This window comes from Bradyrhizobium sp. USDA 4486, from assembly GCF_054057995.1.
This window is the reverse complement of sequence record NZ_JBSRZV010000001.1, coordinates 2,135,081-2,159,774: the sequence shown is the minus strand read 5'-3', so window position 1 is coordinate 2,159,774 and position 24,694 is coordinate 2,135,081. Positions and strand designations below refer to the sequence as shown.

Here is a 24,694-nt window from a genome sequence, read left to right as displayed (position 1 = left end):
CGTGCTCTTCGACGTGGATGGCCGCCCGCCAATCGGGTTGGAAATTCCGCCTTAAGCCACGGACACCGCGAGCAAATCCCCGCCCCTGCCGCCAGTTTCGGCAGCCACCCGCACTATTGACCTCCGCAGCCACTGCCCCTACACAGCGCGGGCCGAAAGCATGATCCGGAAACAGCCGGTTTTCCCCGCAACGCCAACGTCGCGGCAAGACATGCTTCTCAAATGTCCGAAGGCGATGGCGATTTCTTGGAATGCCATCCGCGGCCATGGGAGCGCGTAGCTCAGCCGGTAGAGCACGTGACTTTTAATCACGGGGTCCTGGGTTCGAGCCCCAGCGCGCTCACCAAGCGGAATCAAAGACTTAAGCCGAAACTCCAGTCAATTCAAAAGGCTCTCTGTCTGCAGATCGACTACGACGATCGAGGATGGCCTCGCGATAGTTGCCGGTCATGATCGCAAGGCCCGCCCGCTCCTCTGGCGAAGTGGCCTCGCCCGCCAGATCCAGGCAGATGCGCTCCGCCCCATGCGGCCGATCAGACTCCCGTCGGCGGGATGTCGTCGAACCCGCAATTAACAGCGCTCGAACTTGAATTGCTGTGTCCCCCGCTCGGCAGGATCTGGGCCGCGCTCAGCAACGCGATAGCTCTTGTGCGCGTCAATGAACGCTTGTTCGGAAATCCAAGTCCGATCGTAACGTACGAGCTTCTCCGACGAAGCGCGTAATGTGCCTGGACCGTTGTCACTCAGGTATGAAGTCTGCATCTCACGCCTGCTCTCATCGCTGAGCGGCACGCGGTGCCAAGCAAGCGCCGCCGGCCGCACCAGACAGAGGCTTCTGATGGTTTCGATCGGGTCGCGAACATACTGTATGGCTCCGTTCGAATGGACGAGATCGACGATCCCAAGCCAATTCGCGGCCTGCTCAATGCGCTCGAAGAACATCAACCGGTCAGTGGCGAGCTCCCGAGCGCGATGCACCATGGCCGGCGTCTCGACCACAGCCCAGCGGATGTCCGGGCGCTGCTGGCGGGCAAGCTTGTAATGCAAGCCAGCGCCGCCGCCGAAATCGAGAACGGTCTTCACGCCCATGACGAGCGGCCAGTTCCCGCTCGGCTCGTAGTTGATTGTCTTAAGGAAGATCGTCTCCACCAACTCTGGGTTTTCGTACCCCTCAATGACCTCCCGCGGCGGAAACAGCTTACGCTTTGCTCTCTGAACGAAGTCCATAACGGTTGAACGAAGTCCATAACGGTTGGCTCCGGGGTACGGTGATAGTGCACACTCAAATCTCGTCCGTTCCAACTGCCTGCCCCCCAAAAAGCCGGGAGACACCGCGCTGGAAAGGTGTAGCATTCGAGAAGATCAGGAGGGAGCGGCATGTTTGAAATCAGCGGTTTCGACACGGCAGGCGTCGTCAGCCTCAAGCGGCTGTCACTCGCGGCGGCCCTCAAGAAGGCCAGAGAGCTGGTCGAGGACGGGTGCTGGGACGTTCAGATCGTTGATCCAACTGGCCGGATCTACACCTCGTTTGAAGAGCAAGCCGCCTAAAGCGTGATCCGGACCGGAGGGCCGCGCCAGGGCAAAATGCCAAGCGGTTTTCCGGAAAGATCATGCGCAACAACAACCTGAAGCGCGATGACGATTCATCTAAATCTCATCGCGCGTTAGCCGCTCCACTTTCGCCATCCAGAAATCGACCACCCCATCGGATCGCCGACGCCGGCTGACAACGCAATCGATCGCTATCCCCCTCGGCCGAGATGGGACGAGGCACTGTTTCTGCCACCGCTGCGTTGCCTCATCGCTCCAGCCGGGAACTGCGAAGCGCGCGCGAGGATTCAGGTCCGCCCCGGAACGATCGACCGCGGGATCGCGCGGTGATGTGCACGGGAGCGATGCGCCGCCGCAGCGGATGATAGGAACGTTTCCATGCGTGAGGACTCTTACAGGCGCAAATCGATCCTATGTTGCGCGTAGATCGAACGATGGGAAAAGCCCTTGCCTACGCCATCTCGGCGTTCCTTGTAGGCTTCGGTGCCTGGATACTGATCGTTGGCCTTTCCTCCAGCTCGCCCGCCCTTTGGACCATCGTGGCGCTGGTCCCCATCACGATCGGAATCGTGAGCGCCTTTGGTCCGACGTGACTTGATGGGGAGAACGCGGGATGCGTCAGCGCGCCTGCATTTTCCGAATCGACGTTCTGTGGTCGCTCCATTGATGCGTCGCGTTCAGGGGTGTAGGCGTGAGCCAGTTTTTATCGATGCTGCTGCTAGTTGCCGCCGTGGTTCTGACCGTCTGTTTCGGTGTGGCGGCCTGGCGCCTCTCTGACGAGAGGGATCTCGACGTCACTGGCCAGATCGCGCGTCAGTCCTATGGATGGAAGGCGCCTCCGACCCGATAATCCTCGCGCTCGCTCTCCGCCCGGCGACCGTCGTCGTGGACGGCTTGTGAACCGTCAGCACCTGCGGCGGCCTTACGGTTCAGCGCCTTTGCGCCGCTCCAGCATCGCCATCTCGACTTGCTGCGCGAGCACGGTCAGATGATTGGCCAGCCGGTCAAATAGCTCGCGCTTGGCTTTGTCGGTCGCAAGATCGCGGATCAGAGCGCACTCGGCCGCGTCCGTGCGCAATTTCTCCAGCTGAGCCTGGTAGTCCTTCATGGCGCGCGCCCCATTTGCCATCTTTTCCCGACCAATAGTTTGACGGGGAAACGGCAGAGTCAATCGGACTCGGGGAGGACGACTTGGGCGTCGGCCATCTCGACGGAGCCGCAAGACGGCCCCGGCCGTGGGGCTTTTGGGGGGTGTAAGGCCGGGGCCGCTGGAGGTGCTCGGCCATAGGGGAAGGCCAAGCAGCTGCGAGCTTACTCCGAGATCGAAGCGCTGCTCTGTTCGCTTCAGCACATTCGCAGACCTGTTCCGGGCAGGAACACCGGTGCTGCGCATTGCCAGTTTTTCCCGAGTTGATTCACATGGACGAATGCATCCGAGAGAATGGTGCGGCTTACTCGGCCGGTTGCAGCAAGTAAGTGGGAGGCTAACCGTGAGTGACAGAACGCCGGCGCAGGGCCGATTTTTGGTTCGGACGGGAGGCATCGGCTGGATGGTCTACGATCGAGAGCGCAAGGGGCCGGCGCTGATCGGAACGGACTGGGCAGCCAATTTGACGAGGGAGCAAGCAGAGGAAGCGTACCGGATACTCTCTGAATTCAGCGGAGGAGAATTGAAAGGCTGATCTCAGAAGCACCGCGCCAGCACGAACCGGCTGCCCCTGGACGTCAAGGGCGAAGACCGGCTTGAAGCGGACCAGTGCCGCGATCTGCCCTCAGCTCTCCGGAGCCGAAGTCGCAGCCGGCGTGCTCAGCGGAGCTCCTCCGACGGAAACAGGCCCGACAGGTCCGACAGGCTTCGACTGCCGCACCAGCCGCTTGTGCATCGCGGCGGATAGTCCATAGCGGGCGTTCGCTCGTCGAATGGAGGACGTGACGTCCGACATCATCGTGTTTTGCAGCGAGTCGACCTTCGCGATCAGGGTGGAGAGCTGCGACGATATCTTCCTCACATCGACCCGCTCGTCCGTGATGCTCTGGCGCAGGGACAGCAGCACCATCGAGTCCTGCTGGAGCAGAGCCGCATTTTGCTGCACCAAGTCATTGTTCGCCTGCAGCGAAGCCGCGTGTTGCTGCTGGGCCGACTGAATGTCCTTCAGGGCAACGACGACCGGATCCGATTTCGGCGCGGTGGCTTGCGGACGCGGAAGCAGTTCGGCCAGCCTGCTGACAGTCAGCGACGGCAGATCAGACGGCAGCGAATAGATCGCCGCCGCACCGTTGATGGCCAAGGCACATACGGCCAGGACCAGCACCGTTTTCCGGCCGGAAGGCTTGGCCGGCAGTTCGGCTTCCGGGGCTGCGGGGTCGGGCGCTGCGGCGAGCGCGAGCGCTTCGGGATCAAGTTGTTCGACAAGGCCTTGCGCTTCGGATGTCGTGGTCACTGGCATTGACCTCAAATGAGCGAGCAAAAGGAAGCCGACGCTGGAACGTCCTCGCGACGAGTCCTTTACGCAGCACCCACTTACACAACTGCCTAAAATTGTGAGCTTTTTGGATTAATTCCAGGTTAGCGACGGGACCGGCTGATGGGCCCGATCACTCCGGCCGAATACGGGGTCCATGCGAGGGGATGAAGCTGCGGTCCCACGGCAGCCACAGCGGATTTTCCGAATATTGCCAGAATGCCACTGTTTTGCCCGACGTGTCAAACCGATCTTTCCGCCGGCTTGCACAGGTCATCGTGCCGGCAGCACGTTGCTACTGTGCATGGGGTTGTTTTCGCAGTTTTCGGGGCGGCCTACCCCTCGTCCAGCACCTCGAACAACTCCTCGACCCGCTCGAACGGCGCGTCCTGCATCTTGGCGTGATACACGACGCGATCGCCGTCGCGTTGCAGTGACTTCCCGCGCGACTTGCGCAGCCGCCCCGGCAGGAACGTTGCGGCCACGGCCTCGGGGCCGACGTCGAGCCGGATGATGCCTCTGCGCTTGCACTCGATCCTGAGCTTGGCCGCGGCGAAGAAGTCGCGCGCGGCCTTCGGCAGCGCCCCGAAGCGGCGGGAGGTTTCCTCCTCGAGGTCGTCGAGCTCGTCCTCGCTGCCGCATCGGGCGGCGCGCGCATAGAGCTCGAGCCGCACCGGCTCGGACTGCACATAAGTCTCGGGCAGCATGTCTCCGACCGGAAGGTTCAGGTCGGGCACCCAGACCGCGGCGCGCTCCTCGTCGACCTTCTCCGAGGCCATTTTCAGGAGGTGGCTGTACAGCACGGGCCCGAACACCTGGACATGACCGGACTGCTGCTCCGAGAACAGATCGCCGGCGCCGCGCAGGTCGAGATCGCGCTCGCTGATGGCAAAGCCCGCGCCGGGCCGGCTGAACTCCTCGAGCACCGCGAGCCGCTTCTCGGACTGTCCGGACGCCGTCTCGGTCAGGAGATGGGCGAAGGCGCGGATGCCGCTGCGGCCGACCCGGCCGCGGAGCTGGTGCAACTGGGCGAGACCGAACTTTTCGGGCCAGCACACCACAATGGTGTTGGCGCGGGGAATGTCGAGGCCGCTCTCGACGATGTTGGTGGCGAGCAGGACGTCGGCTTCGCCCTCGACGAAGCTCATCATGCGGTCGTCGATTTCCTCCGCCGGCAATTTGCCGTGCAGGCAGACGATGCGAAGGTCTGGCGCCACCGCCTGCACCCGCGCCACCATCGGCTCGAGATCCTGGATGCGCGGGCAGATCAGGAAGCTCTGCCCGTGGCGGCGCTGCTCGCGCAGCAGCGCCGAGGCAATGGCCGCATCGGACAGCGGTGCAATCCTGGTTGCGACCGGAAGCCGGTGCACCGGGGGCGAAGCGATCACGCTGAGGTCGCGGAAGCCGGCAAGGCCGGCGGCGAGCGTGCGCGGGATCGGCGTGGCGCTCATCATCAGCACATGGACGTTCTTGGCGAGGCTAGCGAGCTTTGCCTTCTCGGCCGCGCCGAAATGCTGCTCCTCGTCGATGATGACGAGTCCGAGATCGTCGAACCTCACGTCCTTGCCAGTCAGCGCCTGCGTGCCGATCACGACCTTGATGCGGCCGCTGCGCAGCCCCTCCCTGGTCTCGCGCAGCTCCGCGCCGGAGGTCGCCCGCGACAGGTTGCCGACCTCGATCCCGAACGGAGCGAAGCGCTTCTGAAAAGTTGCGGTGTGCTGCCGGGCCAGCACCGTCGTCGGCACCGCGACCGCCACCTGCTTGCCCGAGAGCACCACCGCGGCGGCCGCGCGCAGCGCCACCTCGGTCTTGCCGAACCCGACGTCGCCGCAGACCACGCGGTCCATCGGGTGACCGGAGGCGAGATCATCCAGCACGTCGCGGATCGCGTTGGCCTGATCGACGGTCGTAAAATAAGGGAAGCGCGCGACGAACTTCTCGTAGGCCGATCCCGGCGGAACCAGCTTCTCGCCGCGCCGCCGGCGGCGCTGGCTGATGTGCTTGGCAAGCACCTTGCCGGCGATCTGGATCTCGCGCTCGGCTTCGGTGCGGCGAGCCCACCAGGTGCTGCCGTCCGCCTTGTCGAGCGCCAGCTTGCCGAGCTCGGCCGAATAAGGCCACATCAGCGCCAGATCCGGCGGCGGCACCAGAACCGCATTGTCGCCGGCAAAGGACAGCCTGACCATCTCCCGCAGCGCGCCGCCGCCGGTGTTCACTGTCTGCAAGCCGTCGAGCACGGCAAGGCCGCGCTGGAGATGCACGACAACGGTGCCCTGCTCCGGCACGTCGGCATGGTCGAACGCGGTGCTCCAGGCGCGCGCCATCGGCTGGGCATGATGCGCCCGGCTGCCGAGCACGTCGGAAGCGGTCACGACGACGAGAGGCTTTTTCCCTGGTACGATGAAGCCCGCATCGAGATCGGCCAGAAGCGAGGCTTCGCCGCCCCGCCCGCTTGCGGCCTCGTCCCAGTCTTCGCAGCGCTCCGTCTTGACGCCGCTCATCCGCTCCATCACGCGCAGATCGTCCTCCTGCGCCGCGACGAAGATCAGCCGCGAGCCGGCCCGCTGCACGTCTTCGACGAAGGCGCGCAGCACCTTCCGCGCGGATGTGACTTTCGAAAAGTCCGGCACGGTCTGAAGGGCGGCCGTCCGCGGCAGCACCTTCATGCCCTTTGCAAGCTGCTTCCAGTCGCGCCGTCCGAGATATTCTCGCTCCCGCTCCGCCCGCGGCGCCGCCTCCTCGATCGTGCTCAACCACCCGTCGGCATGCGAGGGGACACCTGCATCGGCGATCCATTTGGCGCGACCGCAATAGTCGAACAGGCTGGCGCGCTTGCCGCGTTTGCCGGCGAAGGCGAGCCGCTCCGACATGGGATCGACCAGCAGCTCTTTGGTCTCGAAGATGATCTCGTGCTCCTTCGGATCGAAAGCCACGATGCGGTCGATGGTGTGACCCGAATGCTCGATCCTGAACGGACCGAGCGCGCCCGCAGGGAAGATCTCGAAGGTCTGGCCGTGAAACAGCGCCCCGCCCGGATAATCCGGCTCGTCCTCGAGATCATATCCGAGCGACTGAAGCCGTGCCTCGAGCTCGGGCTCGGAAAACGCGCCGCCCACCTTCAGGCTCACGCTCAGGCGCGAGAGGCTCGCAGGCGCCGGCAGGCGCTCCATCACAGCTTCCGCCGTCGCGATGAGAAATACCGGCCTCCTGGACTTGGTGAGACGTCTCAGCACGGAGGCTCTGCGCCCTGCGAGCTCGTGGGACGGCTCCAGCTGATCGAACGGCAAGGTGTTCAGGCGCGGAAACACCAGGACCTCGCAGGACGGGTCGAGCGCGTGAATGATGCTGCCGAGCCGCTCCGCCCTCGTCTCGCTCTCGGCGAGAAAGACGATGCCGCTCTGCCCGGACTGCTTCCATTGTGCAAGCAGATGCAGCGCCAGCAAACCGAGAGGCGACGAGGACGAGATCGTGGCGCGCTGCGATCCTTTGCTCTTCTTGGGCGATGTCTTGGTCACCCGCGCTTTTTTGGCAAGCCTCACTTGAACCCGTCTCTGGTCGTCAACTGAACGCGCGCGGGCCGCATGTCGATTCGGCGGCGCGCCGCCATGCATATGGGATTTGCCCTGCGAACGCACGCCTCCCGGCAACATCCGAGCAGCCGTCGCGCTGCTAAATATTTGGCTGTTGACCACGCCCGCAGCCGGGAACTCGCCGCTCGCTCAGGGCACGATCGAAGCGCGCATGGCCAGCACGAAAAACCCCAGCGCTTGGAGCCACGCTGGGGCGTTACGTTCGAAATGAATTGGTCAAGTATTGAGGCACTCATAGCAGCGATCTCGCGTGGCGCTTGTGAGCTGGTTCACATCTGGCGCGGCAAAGCAAACGACCCCAGTGCGGGGGGCTACTGAGGTCGCCAACCTTGTGGGAAGGTTTTCTCGCGGCCCGGGGGCTTGGGGGGCTTGGGGATGGGCCGGGAGCTAGGAGTCTACGCTTTCAGTGCGAAGTCGTTCCAATGCCAGCGTGCCGGAAGTCCGCTGGCGCGATCGGGCCGGGGCCCGCCCATGATGGCGGAACGCGGTACCGCACCTCCCCGATTTGAAGTTCGCAAGCCGTGCGCTAGGATCGGGCTTTTCAAGGAGGCTCATTTGAAACAGCTCATTGTCGTTGCGGCCATTGCACTGTCTTTTGCGGCGCCTGCGCGGACACAGCCGCTGGTGGATCCCAACAAGGTTGCCCCCGAATACCGCGAAGCCGCCGAGAAGCGTCGCGCCGAGCAGTTGCGACAGCGCGAATGCGCCATGAAGGCGGATCTCGAGAGGGTACTGCCGCGAGATCGCACCGCCTATCTCAATCATTGCCTCGACATGATGGCGGCCAAGCAATAGCAGCCGATGATCGCATTGGCGCCCGCGCCCTTGGCGCAGGCGATTTGTCGCAGCCGCGCCGCTACCGGCGCGACCGCTTCCTGGGAAACAGGCGATCGCGGATGTAGCGCGAGGTCGCGGTCAGGCGGATGCCGCGCGGCTTCTGCCAGGCGGCGCGGTCGATCTCGTTCTTGTCACCGATCGCGAGCCTGCCCTTGGCGTTCTTGGCGATGAAGATCGCGTCGCTCATCTTGCGGCCGGAGCGCTTGTTCCTGGCGGTCACTTCCTTCCAGAGGCTGATCCTGCCGAGCTTGAGCTTGGGCAGCTCCTCCTTGATCTCCCGCCGCAGGCAGTCCTTGTCGGATTCGCGCGCACGTTTGCGGCCGCCCGGGAACATCCACAGACCGTCCGATCGCCGTCTGACCAGCAAAACCTTGCCGCGCTTGGCGGCGACCAGCTTGGAAGACTTGGCCATTACTTTCGTAGATTATCGCGGCTCACAACCAGAATCTCGCCTATCGTAACTTGTCTAGGTCAATAGACAAGTTCGGCGGGGACATTGATCACAGCCTTGCGGGGCACTCAGCCCTCGCCCGCCTCCACCCGGTCCTCGGTCCTGATCCAGGCCATCATCATCTCCCAGGCGACCGACAGGATGATCGGACCGATGAACAGGCCGACGATCCCGTGGGCAAGCGTGCCGCCGATCACGCCGACGAAGATCACGATGGTCGGCGTGGTCAGGCCGCGCCCCATGACGAGCGGCTTCAGCATGGTGTCGATGAAGCCGACCAGGACCAGAAACACGGTGAGCAGCAGCGCCGTGGTGACGTCCTTGGCGGTCCAGATCCAGATGATGACCGGCAGCAGCACGAGGAAGGCGCCGATCTGAACGATCGAGAGCAGAAGCACGATGAAGGCGAGCAGGCCCGCGCTCGGCACCGCCGCGAGCTTGAAGCCGATGCCGGCGAGCAGCGCCTGCACGATCGCGACGCCGATCACGCCCTGCGCCACGGCGCGGATGGTCGCGCCCGCGAGCTCGAGGAAATGCTCGCTCTGCTCGGGCACGATGCGAAACAGGAAGCCGCGGCCTGCCGCGACCAGCCGCGGCCCGTGCGGAAACAGGAAGCCGGCCACGAACACCGAGACCAGGAATTGGAGCGTGCCGACGCCGGCATCGCCGGCGAGCGACAACAGCGGCCCCGCCAGCGGCTGGAGATACGGCGCCACCTCGCGCAGCACCGCGCGGATGTTGTTGTAGGCCTGCTCCCAGAGATCATAGAGCCACGGGCCGACCAGCGGCCACGATTTAAGCTGCTCCGGCGCCGACTGGAGCGCGAGATCGCCGGTGCCGAGCTGGCGCGCCAGCTCGCGCACGCCATCCACCGCGCTGATGCCGAGCCAGGTCGCCGGTCCAATGACGATGCCGAGCGTGATCACAGTGAGGATCGCAGCCGCGGTCTTGGGCCGGCCGCCCAGGACTTTGGCGACCCAGCTGAACGCCGGATAGAACGCGACCGCGAGCACGCCGCTCCAGGCCAGGATCGGCACGAACGGGCGAATGATCAGGAAGGTCCAGATGATCAGCAGGCCGAGCAGGACGACCCGGATCAGGAGCTGGATGATGTCCTCTCCCGTCAGGAGCTGACGGAGGGTTTTCACGGGCACGACCTTCCTTGCGGCATGAACGCGGGGTTCCCCAGACTTGCGCAACCCTGGCGTTATTGCCAGCCGCGCCACCGGCGTCAAGACGACCGGCCTGCCCCGGCGACTAGGAACGCATCGGGCCCATCCGCATTCCGGGTTGATGGCGCCCCTTCCCAGGCAACCCGATACACACGCGGGAATCCACCGCGGCGTCCACTATTCGCTGAGACGGAACGGCGCGCCCGGCTATTGGCGCTATGCCTACACCATTGGCGAAAAGGTCCGGTCCGGTCGGGTGCAAGGCAGCCTGGCGCTGCTCGCCATCAGGCGCGTAGAGATGCGGATCGACCGGGACATGCGCGGCCGGGCCGAGTGAACTTGCCGCGAGCCGCCGCGCGTCCGCGCTTGGCTAACGCCCGTTAACCGGATTTCCGGTCGCCGGTTTACGCCGCTGCAAATGCCAGTGGCTATCGTGGGTCGAGGTCCCAAGAAACATTCCGTGCAATGGCCAACAGCATCTGGACGATCGAAGAGTTCACCTGTGCGGGTTGCAGCATGAACTACACTGCGACACGCGAGGAGCACGCCGAAGCGCACTCCGGCAGCTTCAAATGCAGCATCTGCAGCGGTGTGGTGCACAGCTGGTCCGGCAAGCATCACTTCTTCGGCTGGCAGGCTGTGAAGACCAAGCCGCCCGTGTTCGGACGGCGCTGGGCCGGCGTCGCCTGACAGCGTGCGCGAATTGCGGCTTCTGCTACTCTGCGGCACCGGCTAGATTGAGCCTCCCCGCAGCTGAAGCCGAGACGCAATGACCGCTCCCTTCGTTCCCCAGATCGCCCTCTACCGCAACTGGCTCGCCACGCAGCGCGGCCTCAGCTTCGCAGGCTACGAGGAGATGCGGCAGTGGTCGGTGCGCGATCTCGATGCCTTCTGGCGCAGCATCTGGGACTATTACGATCTGCAATCGCCGACGCCATTTAAAACCGTGATCGCCGAGCGCAAGATGCCTGGTGCGGTCTGGTTTCCCGGCGCGCAAGTGAACTATGCCCGGCAGGTTTTCCGGCACGTCGAAGCGGCGCAAGCCGCCGGCCTGCCCGCGATCGTCAGCAGCGGCGAGGACGGCAAGCTCACGGAGACGAGCTGGCCGGAGCTGCGGCGCAAAGCGGCTGCACTCGCGCTGCATCTTAAGGACAAGGGCGTCAAGCCGGGCGACCGCGTCGCGGCGTACCTCCCCAACATCCCCGACACCATCATCGCATTTCTCGCCAGCGCGAGCATCGGCGCGGTCTGGAGTGTCTGCGCGCCCGACATGGCCGCACCCGCCGTGATCGATCGTTTCAAGCAGATCGAGCCCAAGGTGCTGATCGCCTGCGATGCTGTCACCTATGCCGGGCGCAAGCACGATCGGCGCGATGTGCTGGCCGAGCTGCGGCGATCGTTAACGACCGTCGAGCACGTGATCCTGCACAGCGAGGCCGGCGCTGGTGCCGCTGACGCCTTGCTGTCCGATATTCTCGCAGCGACCGGAGCCGCCGTCGACGCGTTCGAGCCGATGTGGCTGCCGTTCGACCATCCGCTCTGGATCGTCTATTCCAGTGGCACCACCGGCCTGCCGAAGCCGATCGTGCACGGCCATGGCGGGATCGTCATCGTGGTGCTGGCGCTGCTCGGCCTGCACAACGATATCGGCTGCTCCTATCACGAGAATTCTTTCGGCGAACGCTATCACTGGTACTCGTCGACCGGCTGGATCATGTGGAATAGCCAGGTCGGCGGCCTGCTCAGCGGCACCACCTGCTGCATCTTCGACGGCAGCCCCGGCGGCGCCAAGGACAAGCCGGATTGGGCCACGCTGTGGCGCTTCGTGGCGCAGTCGAAAGCGACCTTCTTCGGCGCCGGCGCGGCGTTCTTCGCCAATTGCGCCAAGGCCGAGATCGACCTTGCCGCCGCCGGCGATCTGTCACGGCTGCGCTGCCTCGGCTCGACCGGCTCGCCGCTGAGTGCCGACACGCAAGCCTGGTTCAACGACCGCTTCGCGGCGCTGTCGAAGACCAACGGCAGCAAGGCGCAGGCCGATATCTGGTGGGCGAACATCTCCGGGGGCACCGATTTCGCCGGCGCCTTCATCGGCGGCAATCGCGAATTGCCGCAGACGCCGGGCGCGATGCAATGCCGCCTGCTCGGCGCGGCAGTCGAAGCCTTCAGCGAACAGGGTCGTGCCGTCATCGATGAGGTCGGCGAGCTCGTCTGCACCGAGCCGATGCCGTCGATGCCGCTCTATTTCTGGAACGACAAGGACGGTGCGCGCTATCGCTCCAGCTATTTCGAGACCTATCCGGACAATTTCGACGGCAGCGGCCGCGGGCCGGTGTGGCGGCACGGCGACTGGCTCAAGATCAATCCGGACGGCTCCTGCATCATCTACGGCCGCAGCGATGCCACCATCAACCGGCACGGCCTGCGCATGGGCACCAGCGAGCTCTACTCCGCGATCGAGGCGCTGCCGGAGGTGCTCGATAGCCTCGTCGTTGACCTCGAATATCTCGGCCGCGACAGCTACATGCCGCTGTTCGTGGTGCTGCGCGAAGGTGTGACGTTTGACGGCGCGATGCAGGCCAAGATCAACAAGGCAATCGAAGCCAGCCTTTCCCGGCGCTTCCTTCCGAACGAGATCTTTGCCGTCGCCGAGATTCCGCGCACGCTGTCCGGCAAGAAGCAGGAGCTGCCGATCAAGAAGCTGCTGCTCGGCCAGCCCGTCGCGAAGGTCATCAACAAGGAGGCGATGGCCAATCCCGCCTGCCTCGACTGGTATCTGGAATTCGCGCGCAAATATCTCGCGCGGACCGCGGCGTAGGCCGTCGGTCCGAAAGATCGGCCCAATTGCGCCGACTACATTTGGAATCCGTTCACCGATCGCGGCTAGATCAGGATGGATCTCAGCAACGAACACACTCGCCATGGCCGACCTCAACGCAGTCCTCACCAGGCTCAACGATCGCCTGCTCCGCCTCGAGGGCGAGCTGTTCGTGCTTCGCTCGCTGGCGCGCGCGACGCTGACGGCGGGCGACGATCATGCGGCGCGGATGCGCAAGCTGGTCGAGGCCGCCAAGGTCGCGCTCGACGACGAAGCGAAACGCGAGCTCGACAAGCCGACGCGCAAATATGTCGATGCGGCCACCGCCCTGGTGGAGGAATTGCTGGTCGAGCCGACCCCCGCACGGCCGCTGTTCACCGTCATCGACGGCGGCCGGCGCGACTAATCGGTCAGGCTAGCTGGCTGCCTGATGCGGCGGAATCGCCGGCTTTCAGCCGGCTAATACCCGCCTCGATGATCGCGATCTCCTCGTCAATCTTTTCGATCGGCCGGCTGAAATCGTAGCCCGACCTGCTCTTCAGATCGACCGCGAGCCGCTGCCTGTGCAGCATCAGCTCGTCGAGCCCACGGCGATTCTTCAGCCGCACATAGGCGTCCACGATCTGCTCGATTGCGCTCGGCATGACATCGGTCCCGGCAAAAATGCCCGCGCGGCGCACCCGCGCCGGCCGGACATTTTGGTGTCGCGGTACGCAATACAAATCCGCGACGGATTCGTCGATACGACAGCCAGGTTGAAAACGTGTTACCGTCCGATGATTTCGTGGTGCGCGGCATGAAAAAGCCGCTGGCGATCACGCCAGCGGCCAAAGCCGGGTTCGAAAAGGGATCCGGATTGAAATGTCGCCAGCCCCGGCGGACGCGAGCCTAGCGGCAAGCCGGAAAGGTCTTCTGTCTGAAAAGCAACACAGGAACCGGCGCATCCGCATTTGCCGTCCGATCGTGGCCGCGCGGCAACGCTTAATCGACCACGCAAAAATACTTGCGCGGCCATTTGCGATAGGCGCTGTAGCGGTAATACGGCCGATAGGCGTAGCCGCGATGGATTGCCGGCGGCTCCTCGCCGTAATAGGAGCCGTGGTAGAAATTATACGGCATCCCTTCGGTGCAACGATAGGCATCCCAGGTCGGACCAATGAACGGCGCGACCCCGATCTCGGGGGGCACCACGGGGTACGGCCCCGCCTGTGCCGGAGCCGCACTCAATGCACCGAGAACAACTAACCACGCGCTTCGCATTCGCTCGCTCCTGGCCGTTTTGGGGTGCGCCCACAGAAGCACACCGCTGGAAACACTGGTGCGGACGGCCGCGCAATCGCCGAGTTCGGCGCAGCCCTCGCCGACGCATTGTTGATAACCGGCCCTAATGCCTCGTAGGTGGTGACAGGATGCTCCAGCGTGTTATCGGGAGTATGACGCAGTTGCGAGAGAGATCTGACACCCATGCGCATTACCCTTGTCGGCTCCCGCCATTTCGGCGTGACCACCCTGAACATGCTCCGGGAGCACGGCGTTGGGGTCGTGCGGGTCGTGGTAGCCGACGCGGAGGACCGCCTCGCTGCGGCCGCCAAGGCGGCCGGGATTGAGGTGGCGGTGCAGGCCAATCCGAAGCTGGTGGTCGCCTCCGAGATCGCCCCCGACACCGATCTGATCATCACCGCGCACAGTCATGCCCGGGTCGGCAAGGACGCCCTCGCTGCGGCGAAGCTGGGCGGGATCGGCTATCACCCCTCGCTGCTGCCGCGGCATCGTGGCAAGGCCGCGGTGGAATGGACCATCAAGGAGGGCGATCCGATCGCCGGCGGCACGATCTATCATCTTGCCGACCGCATGGACGCCGGCGCCATCGCGGCCCAGGACTGGTGCTTCGTGAAAAAGGGCGAGACCGCCCGCGAGCTCTGGGAGCGCGCCCTCGCCCCGCTTGGACTCAAGCTGCTGGCCGACGTGATCGATTATGCCAAGGTCCACAAGGCGCTGCCGGCCAAGGTCCAGGACGAGCAGTTCGCGACCTCGGCGCCAAGCCTTTCGTAGACAGGCTTTACCTTAAACAGGCCGGCCCCGAAGTCCCCGCGTTGAGTCTCTCCCTCACGTTTATAATTAACGTGAGGCCGCATTGATTTTGCTTCAAAAACTGGAGCCGAAAACCCAAATAAATCGTTGTTTCCACAGGAACAATTTTCGGTTTGGCGTTGCAACAAATTTCCGTCACATTTCGTCCGAATAAAGGTCAGCATCTCAGATATATTCAAGGACGGAATTCATGCGTTTTGGTCGCATCGCGGCGTTCTGTGCCGCTTCAGTTGTCGCCGGCACCCTCGCCGCTCCCGCTTTCGCCCAGAGCCCCTACGACGGCAACTGGCACGTCACCATTGTGACCAAGACCGGCTCCTGCGAGCCCACCGCAAGCTCCATGCTCACTGTCGCCGACGGCAAGATCAGCGCGCCCGGCGCTAACGTTTCCGGCACCATCGGCAGCGGGGGACTTGTGAAGGTTTCGATCAATGGTGCATATGCCAACGGTCAACTCAACGGCAACGCCGGATCGGGGAAGTGGAATGGAGCATCTGCAGGCATACCGTGCAGCGGGCGGTGGGAAGCATCGCGCCAATAAACCTATCGAGGCTCGCGCCAGAAACCGGCGGCTGCTGATCGCGGCCGCCGTTTTGTTTGCGGCGGGGCTGGCCAACTCTGAAGGCAAAGCTCAGTCCGGCCCGTTTGCTCCGCTGGCTGGCACGTGGAGCGGTGCCGGCACTGTCACGCTGGACGACGGCTCGACCGAGCGGATCCGCTGCCGGGCCAAATACGCCCCCATCGGCCCCACCATGGAGATGTCGCTGACCTGCGCCAGCGACGCCTACAAGTTCAACCTCGGCGCCAACGTGAGGGCTGAAGGCGGTGCCATCGCCGGCAGCTGGTCCGAGGCCAGCCGCAACATCTCGGGATCGCTGCAGGGTCGTGGCGCCGGCGGCAATTACGAGCTGGTCGCCTCCACCGCCGGCTTCAATGCCAACATTTCTCTGAAGACGAGTGGCAACAAGCAGAGCGTCGCGATGCGCGCCGACAGCCAGTTCCGCGGTGCCACCATCACTCTGTCGAAGTAAGCCAGTCAGTGACACGACAATCGACCCGGGCGTCGGCGCCGGGTCGATTTTTTTATGCGACGGGCACGAACGCTGTGACCTCGATCTCGACCTTGGCGCGCTCGTCGACGAGACCGCCGATATAGAGCAGCGTCGAAGGCGGAAAATTGCGCCCGAGCGTCTCCTTCCAGGCCGCGCCGATGCCGGCGCCCGCAGCTTCATATTCGCTGCGGCTGGTCAGGTACCAGGTCAGTCGGACGATGTGCTCGGGGCCGGGCGCCCGCCTCGCCCAGGAGCTTGATGATCCGCTTCAGCGCGGTCGCAACCTGCGCCGCCATGTCGGGCGCGTAATTGCCGGCCTCGTCGCCCCCGGTTTGGCCGGCCAGCACCACCCAGCGGCCCGGCCCATCCACCTCGACGCCGTGAGAAAAGCCGCGCGGTTTTTTCCATTCGGCCGGCTGCAAGATACGCATGAGCGACATTCTCCCGTTTCTTGTCGTTGTTCACCTAAGCCTTAGCACGACATCCTGCATCGCTGCATCCGCAGATTTGGCCGTTGCAAACGGTGCCGATGTCGCCGATACCGGGCGTCCCCTCACGTTCGATCTCCTGCGCCGCCGATGCCCCCGACACCGTCCAAAACGATGGCCGCACTCTGGATGGCCGGCTGGCTAGCGCTGATGCTGGTCATGGCGGTGGCCGGGCGCGAGGCCACGCGCGAGCTCAATGTCTTTCAAATTATCGAAGTGCGATCGGTGATCGGGTTCGCGCTGCTGCTGCCGATCATCTACCGCAGCGGTGGCTTCAAGGCCGTCGCGACCGAACGCCTGCCCCAGCACCTCGCCCGCAACGGCGCCCATTATTTCGCACAGCTCGGCTGGTTCTATGCCCTGACGCTGATCGGGATCGGCCAGGTGGTGGCGATCGAATTCACCATGCCGATCTGGACCGCGCTGATGGCCGCAACCTTCCTGTCCGAGCGCATGACCGTCTGGAAGATCGCCGCGGTCGTGCTGGGTGTCGTCGGCGTCGTTATGATTGTGCGTCCCGCCGCCAGCGAGATCAATCCGGGCCAGATGATCGCGCTCGGAGCCGCAATCGGCTTCAGCATCTCCATGATCCTGGCGAAATCGCTGACCCGGACCGAGAGCGCATTGTCGATCCTGTTCTGGATGACCGTGGTGCAGTTTGTCGTAGGCCTACTGCCGACGCTCTATGTCTGGACCTGGCCGTCAGCCACCCTTTGGGGCTGGCTCTTGGTCATCGGGGTCTGCGGCACATTCTCGCACTACTGCCTCCCCAGCGCGCTCCGCTACGCCGACGCGACGATCGTGGTTCCCATGGACTTCCTGCGGGTTCCGCTGACCGCGACCGCCGGCTGGCTGCTCTATTCCGAACGGCTCGATGCCTGGACCGTGCTCGGCGCCGCGTTGATCCTCTGCGGCAATCTCTTGAATTTAAAGCCGGCTTCGCCCGTTCCCGCCCGCGCGCAGTGAACCCCGCGCGGCCTCGCGCGACCAAACAAAGTGGTCGAGCGTGATTTGGATCACGTTGGAGGAGCCCTCCATCGTGCACATTCGGCCACACAGCAACGGGTTGAATGGATCGTACCGCCGTTCTGGTGGCGCGAAGTCGGGCACTTCGTGTAGGTTCGCTGTCGATTTGTTGCTGCCTGCAATTCGATTCTGGGGATTTCAGATGCGCTATCTCACCCTCCTCGTCTCGCTGATGTGCATGGCCCTGTCGGTCACTGCTGCGAAGGCTGATCGCCGTGTCGCCTTCGTCGTCGGCAATGGCTCCTACAAGAACGTCGCGCAATTGCCGAACCCGCCGATCGACGCCAAGGCTATGGCGGCGACACTGCGCAACGTCGGCTTCGAGGTGATCGAAGGATCCAATCTCAGCCGCGACCAGATGACGGAGAAGCTGCTCGATTTCGGCCGCAAGGCGCAGGGCTCCGACATCGCGCTGTTCTATTATGCCGGCCATGGCATTGCTGTCGGCGGCACCAACTATCTCCTGCCCGTCGATGCCGACATCAAGTCGGAGATGGACGTCAAGCTCGGCGCCGCCATCAACATCGACCTGACGCTCGAGCAGACCATGGGCGATGCCAAGGTCAAGCTCGTGTTCCTCGATGCCTGCCGCGACAATCCGTTCGCCGCCAAGATCAAGTCGAACTCGGCGACCCGCAGCGTCAACGTGCAGAGCGGTCTTGCCGAGATGAAGTCCGGCGAAGGCACGCTGATCGCGTTCGCCACCGGCCCCGGCCAGACCGCGCTCGACGGCCAGGAGGGCAATAACAGCCCGTTCACCCGCGCGCTGATCGACAACATCACCAAGCCCGGCGTCGAGATCCAGCAGGCGATGACGTCGGTGCGCGCTCAGGTCAACGAAGAGACCCACAAAGGCCAGCTGCCCTGGGGCCATACCAACCTGATCGGCGCGGTCTATCTCAACCAGGCTCCGACGACCCAGGTTGTCAACGCGGCTCCCACAGCTTCCAGCGTCGTACCGGCGGCGAGCGGCAGCAATGACGGCGTCGAGCTCGAATACTGGCGCTCGGTCAAGGAAAGCAACAAGCCGGAAGAGCTCAACGCCTATCTGGCGGCCTATCCGAACGGCCAGTTCAAGGCGCTCGCACTGGCGCGGCTTGCCGCGATCAAGAGCGGTCCGTCGACCACGAGCCGCACGCTCAATGCTGGTGTCGATCCCGCAGCCTTCACCGATGAGGCCTCTCAGCTCACCGAGGACCAGATCGGCCTCGACAAGAATCAGCGCCGCGATGTGCAGCGCCGCCTGACCGGGCTTGGCTTCGACACCAAGCAGACCGGCGTGTTCAGCGAGGAAACCCGGTCCGTCATCAAGCGCTGGCAGGCCGCGCGCGGCTATCCTTCGTCGGGCTATCTGAACAAGCCCCAGCATAAGGCCCTGCTCGCCGAAGTCGTCGCCGCGCCGCCGACCGCAAGCGATAACAGTCAGAAGGCGGCCCGCCGTGCCAGCGCCCCGGCAGGCAGCAGCGCGCCGGCACCGGCTCCCCAACGCAGCAGCCCCGGTGATGCGGCCGGCGCAGCCTTCGTCGGCGGCGTCGTCGGCGGCATGATGGGCGGCATGTTCCGCCGCTGAGGCGAGGCCTTTGCGCGAAGTACAAAGCCCGGCTCGCGCCGCCCGGCTCGCGCCGGGCTTTTTCTTTGGTCCGCGCTTAAAGCATGATCCGGAAAAGTGCGAAGCGGTTTTCCGGAAAGATCATGCGCAAACAACAACCTAAAGCGCGATGACGATTCATCCAAATCTCATCGCGCTTTAGCATCTCCATCATCGCGAGCGCCGCACGCGAACGCCTCTTCCTGCGGACAGACGGTCGCCCGAGCGGGCCGCTACTTCCCCGCCGCCTTGCGCAGGGCCTCGTTGATGCGGTCCTGCCAACCCGGCCCGCCTTCCTGGAAGAACTCCAGCACGTCCTGGTCGATGCGCAGCGTGACCTGCTCCTTGATGCCGGGCACGGCGTTCTGCTTCGGCGGTGGCGCGGCGACCTTGGCCGTCACCTTCTTGAACGCTGCCTCCGCCTCGGTCCGCGCGTCACCCAGCGTGCGCGGCCGCCTCGGTTGATCCGCCATGTCCTAGATTCCCTCAAACAGAGCCGTCGAAAGATAACGTTCGGAGAACGACGGCACCACCGCGAGGATGGTTTTTCCCGCAGCTTCCGGCCGCTTGCCGATCTCGAGCGCCGCAGCGATCGCCGCGCCCGAGGAGATGCCGCCCGGAATGCCCTCATGCCGCGCCAGCGCGCGCGAGATCTCGATGGCGGTCGTCGAATTGATCTTCACGATCTCGTCGATCACCGAGCGGTCGAGGATGTCGGGCACGAAGCCCGCGCCGATGCCCTGGATCTTGTGCGGCGTGTGCTGGCCGCCCGACAGCACCGGGCTCTCCTCCGGCTCGACCGCGACGACGCGCAGCGACGGCTTGCGCGGCTTCAGCACCTGGCCGACGCCAGTGATGGTGCCGCCGGTGCCGACGCCGGCGACGAAGAAGTCGATGTTGCCGCCGGTGTCGTTCCAGATCTCCTCCGCAGTGGTGCGGCGATGCACCTCGGGATTGGCGAGGTTCTTGAACTGCTGCGGCATCACCGAGTTCGGCGTCGTCTTCAAGAGCTCCTCGGCGGTCGCGATCGCGCCCTTCATGCCCTGCGCGGCCGGCGTCAGCACCAATTCGGCGCCAAGAAAGGCCAGCATCTTGCGCCGCTCGATCGACATCGATTCCGGCATCACCAGCTTCAGCCGGTAGCCGCGCGAAGCGGCGACGAAAGCGAGCGCGATGCCGGTGTTGCCGGAGGTCGGTTCGATCAGCACGGTGTCGGGCTTGACGATCCCCGCCTTCTCCATCGCGATGATCATGGCCGCGCCGATGCGGTCCTTCACGCTCGCGGCAGGGTTGAAATATTCAAGTTTTGCCAAAATGGTCGCGTTCACGCCGTGCATGCCCGGCAGGCGGCGCAAGCGCACGATCGGCGTGTCGCCAAAGGCCTCGACGATCGAAGAATAGATCCGGCCGCGGCCGGGTTGGTGCGCTGCACCCGTCATTGCAGCCTTTTCGGACGATGCGTCCATGATGAACTCCCTGTGGCGACAATACACTTCTTTCGCAGCTCTCCCGCAGTTGCGGACACCTTGCGACGACACGCAAGCGACAATGCGGCACATGTTAAATACGCTGCATCGCAAAATCGCGTGAGCTGTAATTAGCAGAAAACCAACGCATTTGTGTTGCGACCTCGTCAACTGATTCTGCTTATGTTAGACTTAGGTCTCAAAGCAGGGAGGTCACCGCGATGTCAGCAGTTGCTGAAGTGTTGTCGACCGTCGCGCATCACCGCCAACCGCGTTGTAGCGAGTTGCCCACCTGTCCGGTCTGCGCCGACTCGATGGTCGCCGCCGAAGCATCCGCCTACGTCTCGGACCACATGATCTCGTACCTCTGGACCTGCGACAATTGCGGCTATGGTTTCGTGACCAAGCATGCCGTCAAGCAGCGGATCGTCTGCAATTGACCGTTGATCGTCTTAGCGTGGGGCAATATCGCCCCTCGCCCAGTCCTCGCGCGTACGCTGATAGAACTCCTCGAACGTTCCGTGTGCGATCGCGTTCCTGATGCCCTGCATCAGGAACTGATAGTAGGCGATATTGATCTCGGACAGCAGCATCGCCCCCAGCGTCTCGCCGGCCTTGACGAGATGATGCAGATAGGCGCGCGCGCAGTTGCGCGCCGACGGCCAGGGGCTCTCCTCATCGAGCGGGCGCGGATCGTCGGCGTGGCGTGCGTTGCGCAAATTGACCTGGCCGAAGCGCGTGAAGGCGACGCCGTGGCGGCCATTGCGCGTCGGCATCACGCAATCGAACATGTCGACGCCGCGCTTCACCGCCTCCAGGATGTCGTCGGGCGTGCCGACGCCCATCAGGTAGCGCGGCCGGTCGGTCGGCAGCGCCGGCGCGGTCTCGTCGATCATCGCCAGCATCACCGCCTGAGGCTCGCCGACGGCGAGGCCGCCGATCGCATAGCCGTGAAAACCCATCTCGACGAGGCCTTGTGCGCTCGCGTGACGAAGCTGCGGGATGTCGCCGCCCTGGACGATGCCGAACAGCATGTAGCCGTCGGGCGCACTTTCGAAAGCGCGCTTGCTTCGCTCGGCCCAGCGCAGCGACAGCCGCATCGCGCGCTCGATGTCGTCGCGCTCGGCCGGCAGCCGCACGCATTCGTCCATCTGCATGGCGATGTCGGAGCCGAGGAAGCGCTGCACCTCGATCGAGCGCTCCGGCGACAGCTCGACCTTGGCGCCGTCGATATGCGAGCGGAAAGTCACGGCGTGCTCGCTGACCCTGCGTAAGTCGGCCAGCGACATCACCTGGAAGCCGCCGGAATCCGTCAGCATCGGCCCATTCCAGCCGGTGAATTTCTGCAAGCCGCCGAGCGCTGCGATCCGCTCGGCGCCGGGACGCAGCATCAGGTGATAGGTGTTGCCGAGCACGATGTCGGCGCCGGCCTCGCGCACCTCGCGCCAATGCATGCCTTTCATGGCGCCGGCGGTTCCGACCGGCATGAAGGCGGGCGTGCGCACCACGCCGTGCGGCGTGGTCAGGCGCCCGGTGCGTGCGGCCCCATCGGTGGCGAGCAGTTCGAAATGATTGGCTAGACCTGTGTCCGGAAGATTCATGGCCGTGCTTATTGCGTGTCGGGGGATGCCGATCAACCCGCCCATGCTCCAGACTGGGACAGAATGGGCGCGGATATTTCACGCGCCGCGCTTGTTAAATAAAACGATACAGTTTAGTTTTACCTAGGGCTGGACGAGATGCCGCGGCAGGGTTGCCGGCGGCTGTAGATGCGTGATCGCCAGCCACCGACGATGCTCCCCGCTTCATGTTCGACCGAGATGTCCGGCCCCGCGCGCGGCTGGATCAGGCAGACAAGCGCCCGCCTGACCGGCGCCATGGCCCTGACATGCAGCCTGGCGCTCGCGGCCTGCACCTCCCTGCCCCGCACGCCCTATACGGCAGCTGAAGCCAGCTCATCGCGCGTGCTCGATATCGACGGCCTCAGGCGCTACGCCGACGAGCCGGTCACGAAATTCAGCTTCGAGAAGGACACCAGCACCGCCACGAAAACCTATCTGGCGCTCTCGGGCGGCGGCGCCGACGGCGCCTATGGCGTCGGCGTGCTCAACGGCTGGACCGCGGCCCGAACCCGTCCGACCTTCTCGGTCGTCTCGGGTGTCAGCACCGGCGGACTGATCGCGCCTTTCGCGTTCCTCGGGTCGCAATATGACGACACGCTGAAAGAGGTCTACACCAGCGGTATCGCAGAGAGCCTCCTGAACGACCCCAGCATCATGCGCGTGCTGTTCGGATCGGGCCTGTTCGGCAACACGCGGCTGCGCGAGCTGGTCGCCCGCTATGTCGGGCCGGAGATCCTGGCGCAGGTCGCGCGCGAAAATGCCAAGGGCCGAAGGCTGCTGGTGGTCACGACCGATCTCGACACCCAGCGGACCGCGATCTGGGACATGGGCAAGATCGCCGCGGTCGGGACGCCCGAGGCGCTCAAGCTGTTTCGCGACGTGATGGCGGCCTCCGCCAGCATTCCGCTCGTGTTTCCGCCGATCATGATCGACGCCGAAGGCCAGGGCCGCAAATTTCAGGAGATGCATGTCGACGGCGGGGTGACGGCCCCGGTGCTGACGCTGCCGGAGGCCCTGCTGTTCCAGAGCAGTCGCCTGCCGGGCACCGCGAAGATGGACATCTATATCCTCGTCAACAAGAAGATCGAACGCAACTTCGAGCTGGTGTCGAACAGCACGATCGATGTCGCCTCGCGCAGCCTATCGGCAATCACGCAGTCGCAGACGCGTTCGATCATCTTCTCAACCTACGATTTCGCCAAACGCAACCGCCTCGGCTTCCACCTCTCCTACATAGCGCGCGATTATCCCGCGCCGCCGTCGGAAGGGTTCGACACTGGCTATATGCGGGCGCTGTACCAGTACGGATATGACAAGGCCGCGTCCGGCCAGGCCTGGACCTCGACGCTCCCATGAGCACGTCTTGACGGAACGAGGTCGTATCGAGACCGTTGACGATACGGCCAATTCGGCCAGATTCGCAATGACGCCTTCGCTCCTGCGCGATATAGAGCGAATGACAGCCAACGCGCAGGAATCAACGGGCATGGGATTGACTGCGACCAAGACACGATCGGCAACGGCGCGGCGCGAGGTGCCGAAATCGCGCGGCGGTCGGCCGACCAAGACCGCTGCGATCGAGCGCGACCAGCGGCTGATCGAGGTCGCCACCCGCCTGTTCCTGGACCGCGGCTTTGATGCGACCTCGCTCGATGCCGTGGCCGAAGCCGCGCGGGTCAGCAAGCCCACCGTCTACTCCCGTTACGGCGACAAGCGCGGCCTGTTTGCCGCCGTGCTGAGGCGCGAGATCGAGCGCTGGCTTGCACCGCTGTCGGCGGCGGCTGAGACGCAGCTCTCCAGCGCCTCGGATATTTCTGTCGAGCAGCGCCTGGTCGAGATCGGGCGCGAAATGCTGACCTTCACTTGCGGACCCGACGCTGTCGCTTTCAGCCGCATGATGACGTCGCAGGCCATCAACTTCCCCGACGTTGCCAAGCTCGGCAAGGAGGAAGGCTGGCTCAAGGCGGTCGCCACCACGGCGCGCTTCTTCGACCATCTGGTGGCGCAAGGCGCGCTCGACCTCGAGGACACGACGATCGCAGCGGAAGTGTTCCTCGATGTCGTTGCCGGTCACACCCACCGCATGGCGACGTTCGGAATGGCGCTGGAACTGAAGGCCGCCGAGAAGCGCATGCGCGCCGCCATCAAGCTGTTCCTGGCCGGTGCGCTCGGCCCTGCCGACCGCGTCCAGGATGCCCCAAAGGGGACGCCGCGGCGGCGCCCGTCGTCCCGCTGACAATTACGTGAGCTTGCGATCTATCCCCTGGAAGAACGCACCCTCGCCATTGACTGAAATGAAACGATACGGTATGGTTTAGTTATAGGTGAGACGGACCGCTTTTTTCACCAGCCCCAAAGAGGTCGGTATCGCCCAGATCGCCGCGACGGGTACAGCCCGCCACGACGCTCCGCGGCCGGCCGATGCCCAAGGTCGGCCGCGAATTCTTTACGATCATCCGGCACACTCGCTGGCCGAGGGTTTC

Annotated in this window: 27 protein-coding genes, 1 tRNA gene and 1 pseudogene; 17 read left to right on the top strand and 12 right to left on the bottom strand. The window is 64.3% G+C overall.

What is annotated here, in order from left to right:
- Positions 1-270 precede the first annotated feature (270 nt).
- Positions 271-346: transfer RNA gene (locus tag ACVWY3_RS10595), tRNA-Lys, on the top strand.
- Positions 347-570: 224 nt separating this feature from the next.
- Here the strand turns inward: ACVWY3_RS10595 and ACVWY3_RS10590 are convergent.
- Positions 571-1,149, bottom strand: coding sequence for a methyltransferase domain-containing protein (locus ACVWY3_RS10590; protein ID WP_456843335.1), 579 nt, complete (start codon positions 1,147-1,149; stop codon positions 571-573).
- Positions 1,150-1,377: 228 nt separating this feature from the next.
- Between ACVWY3_RS10590 and ACVWY3_RS10585 the strand changes: the two genes are divergently transcribed.
- Both ACVWY3_RS10585 and ACVWY3_RS10580 read left to right on the top strand, forming a co-directional pair.
- Positions 1,378-1,548, top strand: coding sequence for a hypothetical protein (locus tag ACVWY3_RS10585; RefSeq protein WP_235546311.1), 171 nt, complete (start codon positions 1,378-1,380; stop codon positions 1,546-1,548).
- A gap of 437 nt (positions 1,549-1,985) precedes the next feature.
- Positions 1,986-2,144, top strand: coding sequence for a hypothetical protein (locus tag ACVWY3_RS10580; RefSeq protein WP_456838383.1), 159 nt, complete (start codon positions 1,986-1,988; stop codon positions 2,142-2,144).
- 329 nt (positions 2,145-2,473) lie between these two features.
- Here the strand turns inward: ACVWY3_RS10580 and ACVWY3_RS10575 are convergent, their stop codons facing one another.
- Complete coding sequence (locus ACVWY3_RS10575) at positions 2,474-2,659, bottom strand: hypothetical protein (RefSeq protein WP_456838382.1); 186 nt, start codon at positions 2,657-2,659, stop codon at positions 2,474-2,476.
- Positions 2,660-3,041: 382 nt separating this feature from the next.
- Between ACVWY3_RS10575 and ACVWY3_RS10570 the strand changes: the two genes are divergently transcribed.
- Positions 3,042-3,233, top strand: coding sequence for a hypothetical protein (locus ACVWY3_RS10570; protein ID WP_456838381.1), 192 nt, complete (start codon positions 3,042-3,044; stop codon positions 3,231-3,233).
- A gap of 90 nt (positions 3,234-3,323) precedes the next feature.
- Here ACVWY3_RS10570 and ACVWY3_RS10565 read toward each other — a convergent pair whose 3' ends face one another.
- The gene (locus ACVWY3_RS10565) at positions 3,324-3,998 is read right to left on the bottom strand and encodes a hypothetical protein (RefSeq protein ID WP_456838380.1); all 675 of its coding nucleotides are present in this window, start codon (positions 3,996-3,998) and stop codon (positions 3,324-3,326) included.
- Positions 3,999-4,348: 350 nt separating this feature from the next.
- On the bottom strand, positions 4,349-7,456 hold the full coding sequence (locus ACVWY3_RS10560) for a DEAD/DEAH box helicase (protein WP_456843334.1): 3,108 nt from the start codon (positions 7,454-7,456) through the stop codon (positions 4,349-4,351).
- Positions 7,457-8,170: 714 nt separating this feature from the next.
- Here ACVWY3_RS10560 and ACVWY3_RS10555 point away from each other — a divergent pair.
- Complete coding sequence (locus ACVWY3_RS10555; RefSeq protein WP_456843333.1) at positions 8,171-8,398, top strand: hypothetical protein; 228 nt, start codon at positions 8,171-8,173, stop codon at positions 8,396-8,398.
- Between the two features lie 61 nt (positions 8,399-8,459).
- On the opposite strand, the gene ACVWY3_RS10550 is transcribed toward ACVWY3_RS10555, so the two are convergent.
- A complete protein-coding gene (locus ACVWY3_RS10550; protein WP_235546306.1) occupies positions 8,460-8,852 on the bottom strand; it encodes an NUDIX hydrolase in 393 nt (130 codons plus the stop codon).
- Positions 8,853-8,959: 107 nt separating this feature from the next.
- Positions 8,960-10,045 (bottom strand): AI-2E family transporter, encoded by a 1,086-nt coding sequence (locus ACVWY3_RS10545; protein ID WP_456838379.1) that lies wholly within the window; start codon positions 10,043-10,045, stop codon positions 8,960-8,962.
- 37 nt (positions 10,046-10,082) lie between these two features.
- Between ACVWY3_RS10545 and ACVWY3_RS10540 the strand changes: the two genes are divergently transcribed.
- The 4 genes from ACVWY3_RS10540 (at position 10,083) to ACVWY3_RS10525 (ending at position 13,284) form a co-directional block, all read left to right on the top strand.
- Positions 10,083-10,400, top strand: coding sequence for a hypothetical protein (locus tag ACVWY3_RS10540; protein WP_456838378.1), 318 nt, complete (start codon positions 10,083-10,085; stop codon positions 10,398-10,400).
- Between the two features lie 128 nt (positions 10,401-10,528).
- Entirely contained in the window at positions 10,529-10,753 is a 225-nt protein-coding gene (locus tag ACVWY3_RS10535) for a hypothetical protein (RefSeq protein ID WP_027559254.1), read from the top strand.
- Positions 10,754-10,832: 79 nt separating this feature from the next.
- On the top strand, positions 10,833-12,878 hold the full coding sequence (locus ACVWY3_RS10530; protein ID WP_456838377.1) for an acetoacetate--CoA ligase: 2,046 nt from the start codon (positions 10,833-10,835) through the stop codon (positions 12,876-12,878).
- A gap of 103 nt (positions 12,879-12,981) precedes the next feature.
- Positions 12,982-13,284 carry a hypothetical protein gene (locus ACVWY3_RS10525; protein ID WP_011087444.1) on the top strand — a complete coding sequence of 101 codons (303 nt, stop codon included), beginning with the start codon at positions 12,982-12,984 and terminating at the stop codon, positions 13,282-13,284.
- Positions 13,285-13,288: 4 nt separating this feature from the next.
- Here the strand turns inward: ACVWY3_RS10525 and ACVWY3_RS10520 are convergent, their stop codons facing one another.
- Positions 13,289-13,522 (bottom strand): hypothetical protein, encoded by a 234-nt coding sequence (locus tag ACVWY3_RS10520; RefSeq protein ID WP_456838376.1) that lies wholly within the window; start codon positions 13,520-13,522, stop codon positions 13,289-13,291.
- Positions 13,523-13,859: 337 nt separating this feature from the next.
- Positions 13,860-14,138 carry a hypothetical protein gene (locus ACVWY3_RS10515; protein ID WP_456838375.1) on the bottom strand — a complete coding sequence of 93 codons (279 nt, stop codon included), beginning with the start codon at positions 14,136-14,138 and terminating at the stop codon, positions 13,860-13,862.
- A 204-nt stretch (positions 14,139-14,342) separates the two neighbouring features.
- Between ACVWY3_RS10515 and ACVWY3_RS10510 the strand changes: the two genes are divergently transcribed.
- From ACVWY3_RS10510 to ACVWY3_RS10500, 3 genes are all read left to right on the top strand, one after another.
- Positions 14,343-14,930: a formyltransferase family protein gene (locus tag ACVWY3_RS10510; RefSeq protein WP_456838374.1), complete on the top strand. Its 588-nt coding sequence runs from the start codon at positions 14,343-14,345 to the stop codon at positions 14,928-14,930.
- A 229-nt stretch (positions 14,931-15,159) separates the two neighbouring features.
- A complete protein-coding gene (locus ACVWY3_RS10505) occupies positions 15,160-15,510 on the top strand; it encodes a hypothetical protein (protein WP_456838373.1) in 351 nt (116 codons plus the stop codon).
- Entirely contained in the window at positions 15,455-16,000 is a 546-nt protein-coding gene (locus ACVWY3_RS10500) for a hypothetical protein (protein ID WP_456838372.1), read from the top strand. Before ACVWY3_RS10505 ends, ACVWY3_RS10500 begins: the two co-directional genes overlap by 56 nt.
- A 52-nt stretch (positions 16,001-16,052) precedes the next feature.
- Here the strand turns inward: ACVWY3_RS10500 and ACVWY3_RS10495 are convergent.
- Positions 16,053-16,452 (bottom strand): annotated as a pseudogene (locus ACVWY3_RS10495) (RidA family protein).
- 147 nt (positions 16,453-16,599) lie between these two features.
- On the opposite strand from ACVWY3_RS10495, the gene ACVWY3_RS10490 reads away from it, so the two are divergent.
- Positions 16,600-17,475: a DMT family transporter gene (locus ACVWY3_RS10490; RefSeq protein WP_456838371.1), complete on the top strand. Its 876-nt coding sequence runs from the start codon at positions 16,600-16,602 to the stop codon at positions 17,473-17,475.
- Between the two features lie 202 nt (positions 17,476-17,677).
- A complete protein-coding gene (locus ACVWY3_RS10485) occupies positions 17,678-19,105 on the top strand; it encodes a caspase family protein (protein WP_456838370.1) in 1,428 nt (475 codons plus the stop codon).
- 251 nt (positions 19,106-19,356) lie between these two features.
- Here the strand turns inward: ACVWY3_RS10485 and ACVWY3_RS10480 are convergent, their stop codons facing one another.
- Both ACVWY3_RS10480 and cysK read right to left on the bottom strand, forming a co-directional pair.
- Positions 19,357-19,596, bottom strand: coding sequence for a BrnA antitoxin family protein (locus tag ACVWY3_RS10480; RefSeq protein ID WP_172783722.1), 240 nt, complete (start codon positions 19,594-19,596; stop codon positions 19,357-19,359).
- A gap of 3 nt (positions 19,597-19,599) precedes the next feature.
- Positions 19,600-20,589, bottom strand: coding sequence for a cysteine synthase A (cysK, locus tag ACVWY3_RS10475; protein WP_456838369.1), 990 nt, complete (start codon positions 20,587-20,589; stop codon positions 19,600-19,602).
- 221 nt (positions 20,590-20,810) lie between these two features.
- On the opposite strand from cysK, the gene ACVWY3_RS10470 reads away from it, so the two are divergent.
- Positions 20,811-21,029, top strand: a complete 219-nt coding sequence (locus ACVWY3_RS10470) for a hypothetical protein (protein WP_456838368.1) — start codon at positions 20,811-20,813, stop codon at positions 21,027-21,029.
- Positions 21,030-21,041: 12 nt separating this feature from the next.
- Here the strand turns inward: ACVWY3_RS10470 and tgt are convergent, their stop codons facing one another.
- Positions 21,042-22,190, bottom strand: coding sequence for a tRNA guanosine(34) transglycosylase Tgt (tgt, locus tag ACVWY3_RS10465; RefSeq protein ID WP_456838367.1), 1,149 nt, complete (start codon positions 22,188-22,190; stop codon positions 21,042-21,044).
- 219 nt (positions 22,191-22,409) lie between these two features.
- Between tgt and ACVWY3_RS10460 the strand changes: the two genes are divergently transcribed.
- Both ACVWY3_RS10460 and ACVWY3_RS10455 read left to right on the top strand, forming a co-directional pair.
- Complete coding sequence (locus ACVWY3_RS10460) at positions 22,410-23,567, top strand: patatin-like phospholipase family protein (RefSeq protein ID WP_456838366.1); 1,158 nt, start codon at positions 22,410-22,412, stop codon at positions 23,565-23,567.
- A gap of 130 nt (positions 23,568-23,697) precedes the next feature.
- Positions 23,698-24,447 (top strand): TetR/AcrR family transcriptional regulator, encoded by a 750-nt coding sequence (locus ACVWY3_RS10455; RefSeq protein ID WP_456838365.1) that lies wholly within the window; start codon positions 23,698-23,700, stop codon positions 24,445-24,447.
- Positions 24,448-24,694: the final 247 nt, after the last annotated feature.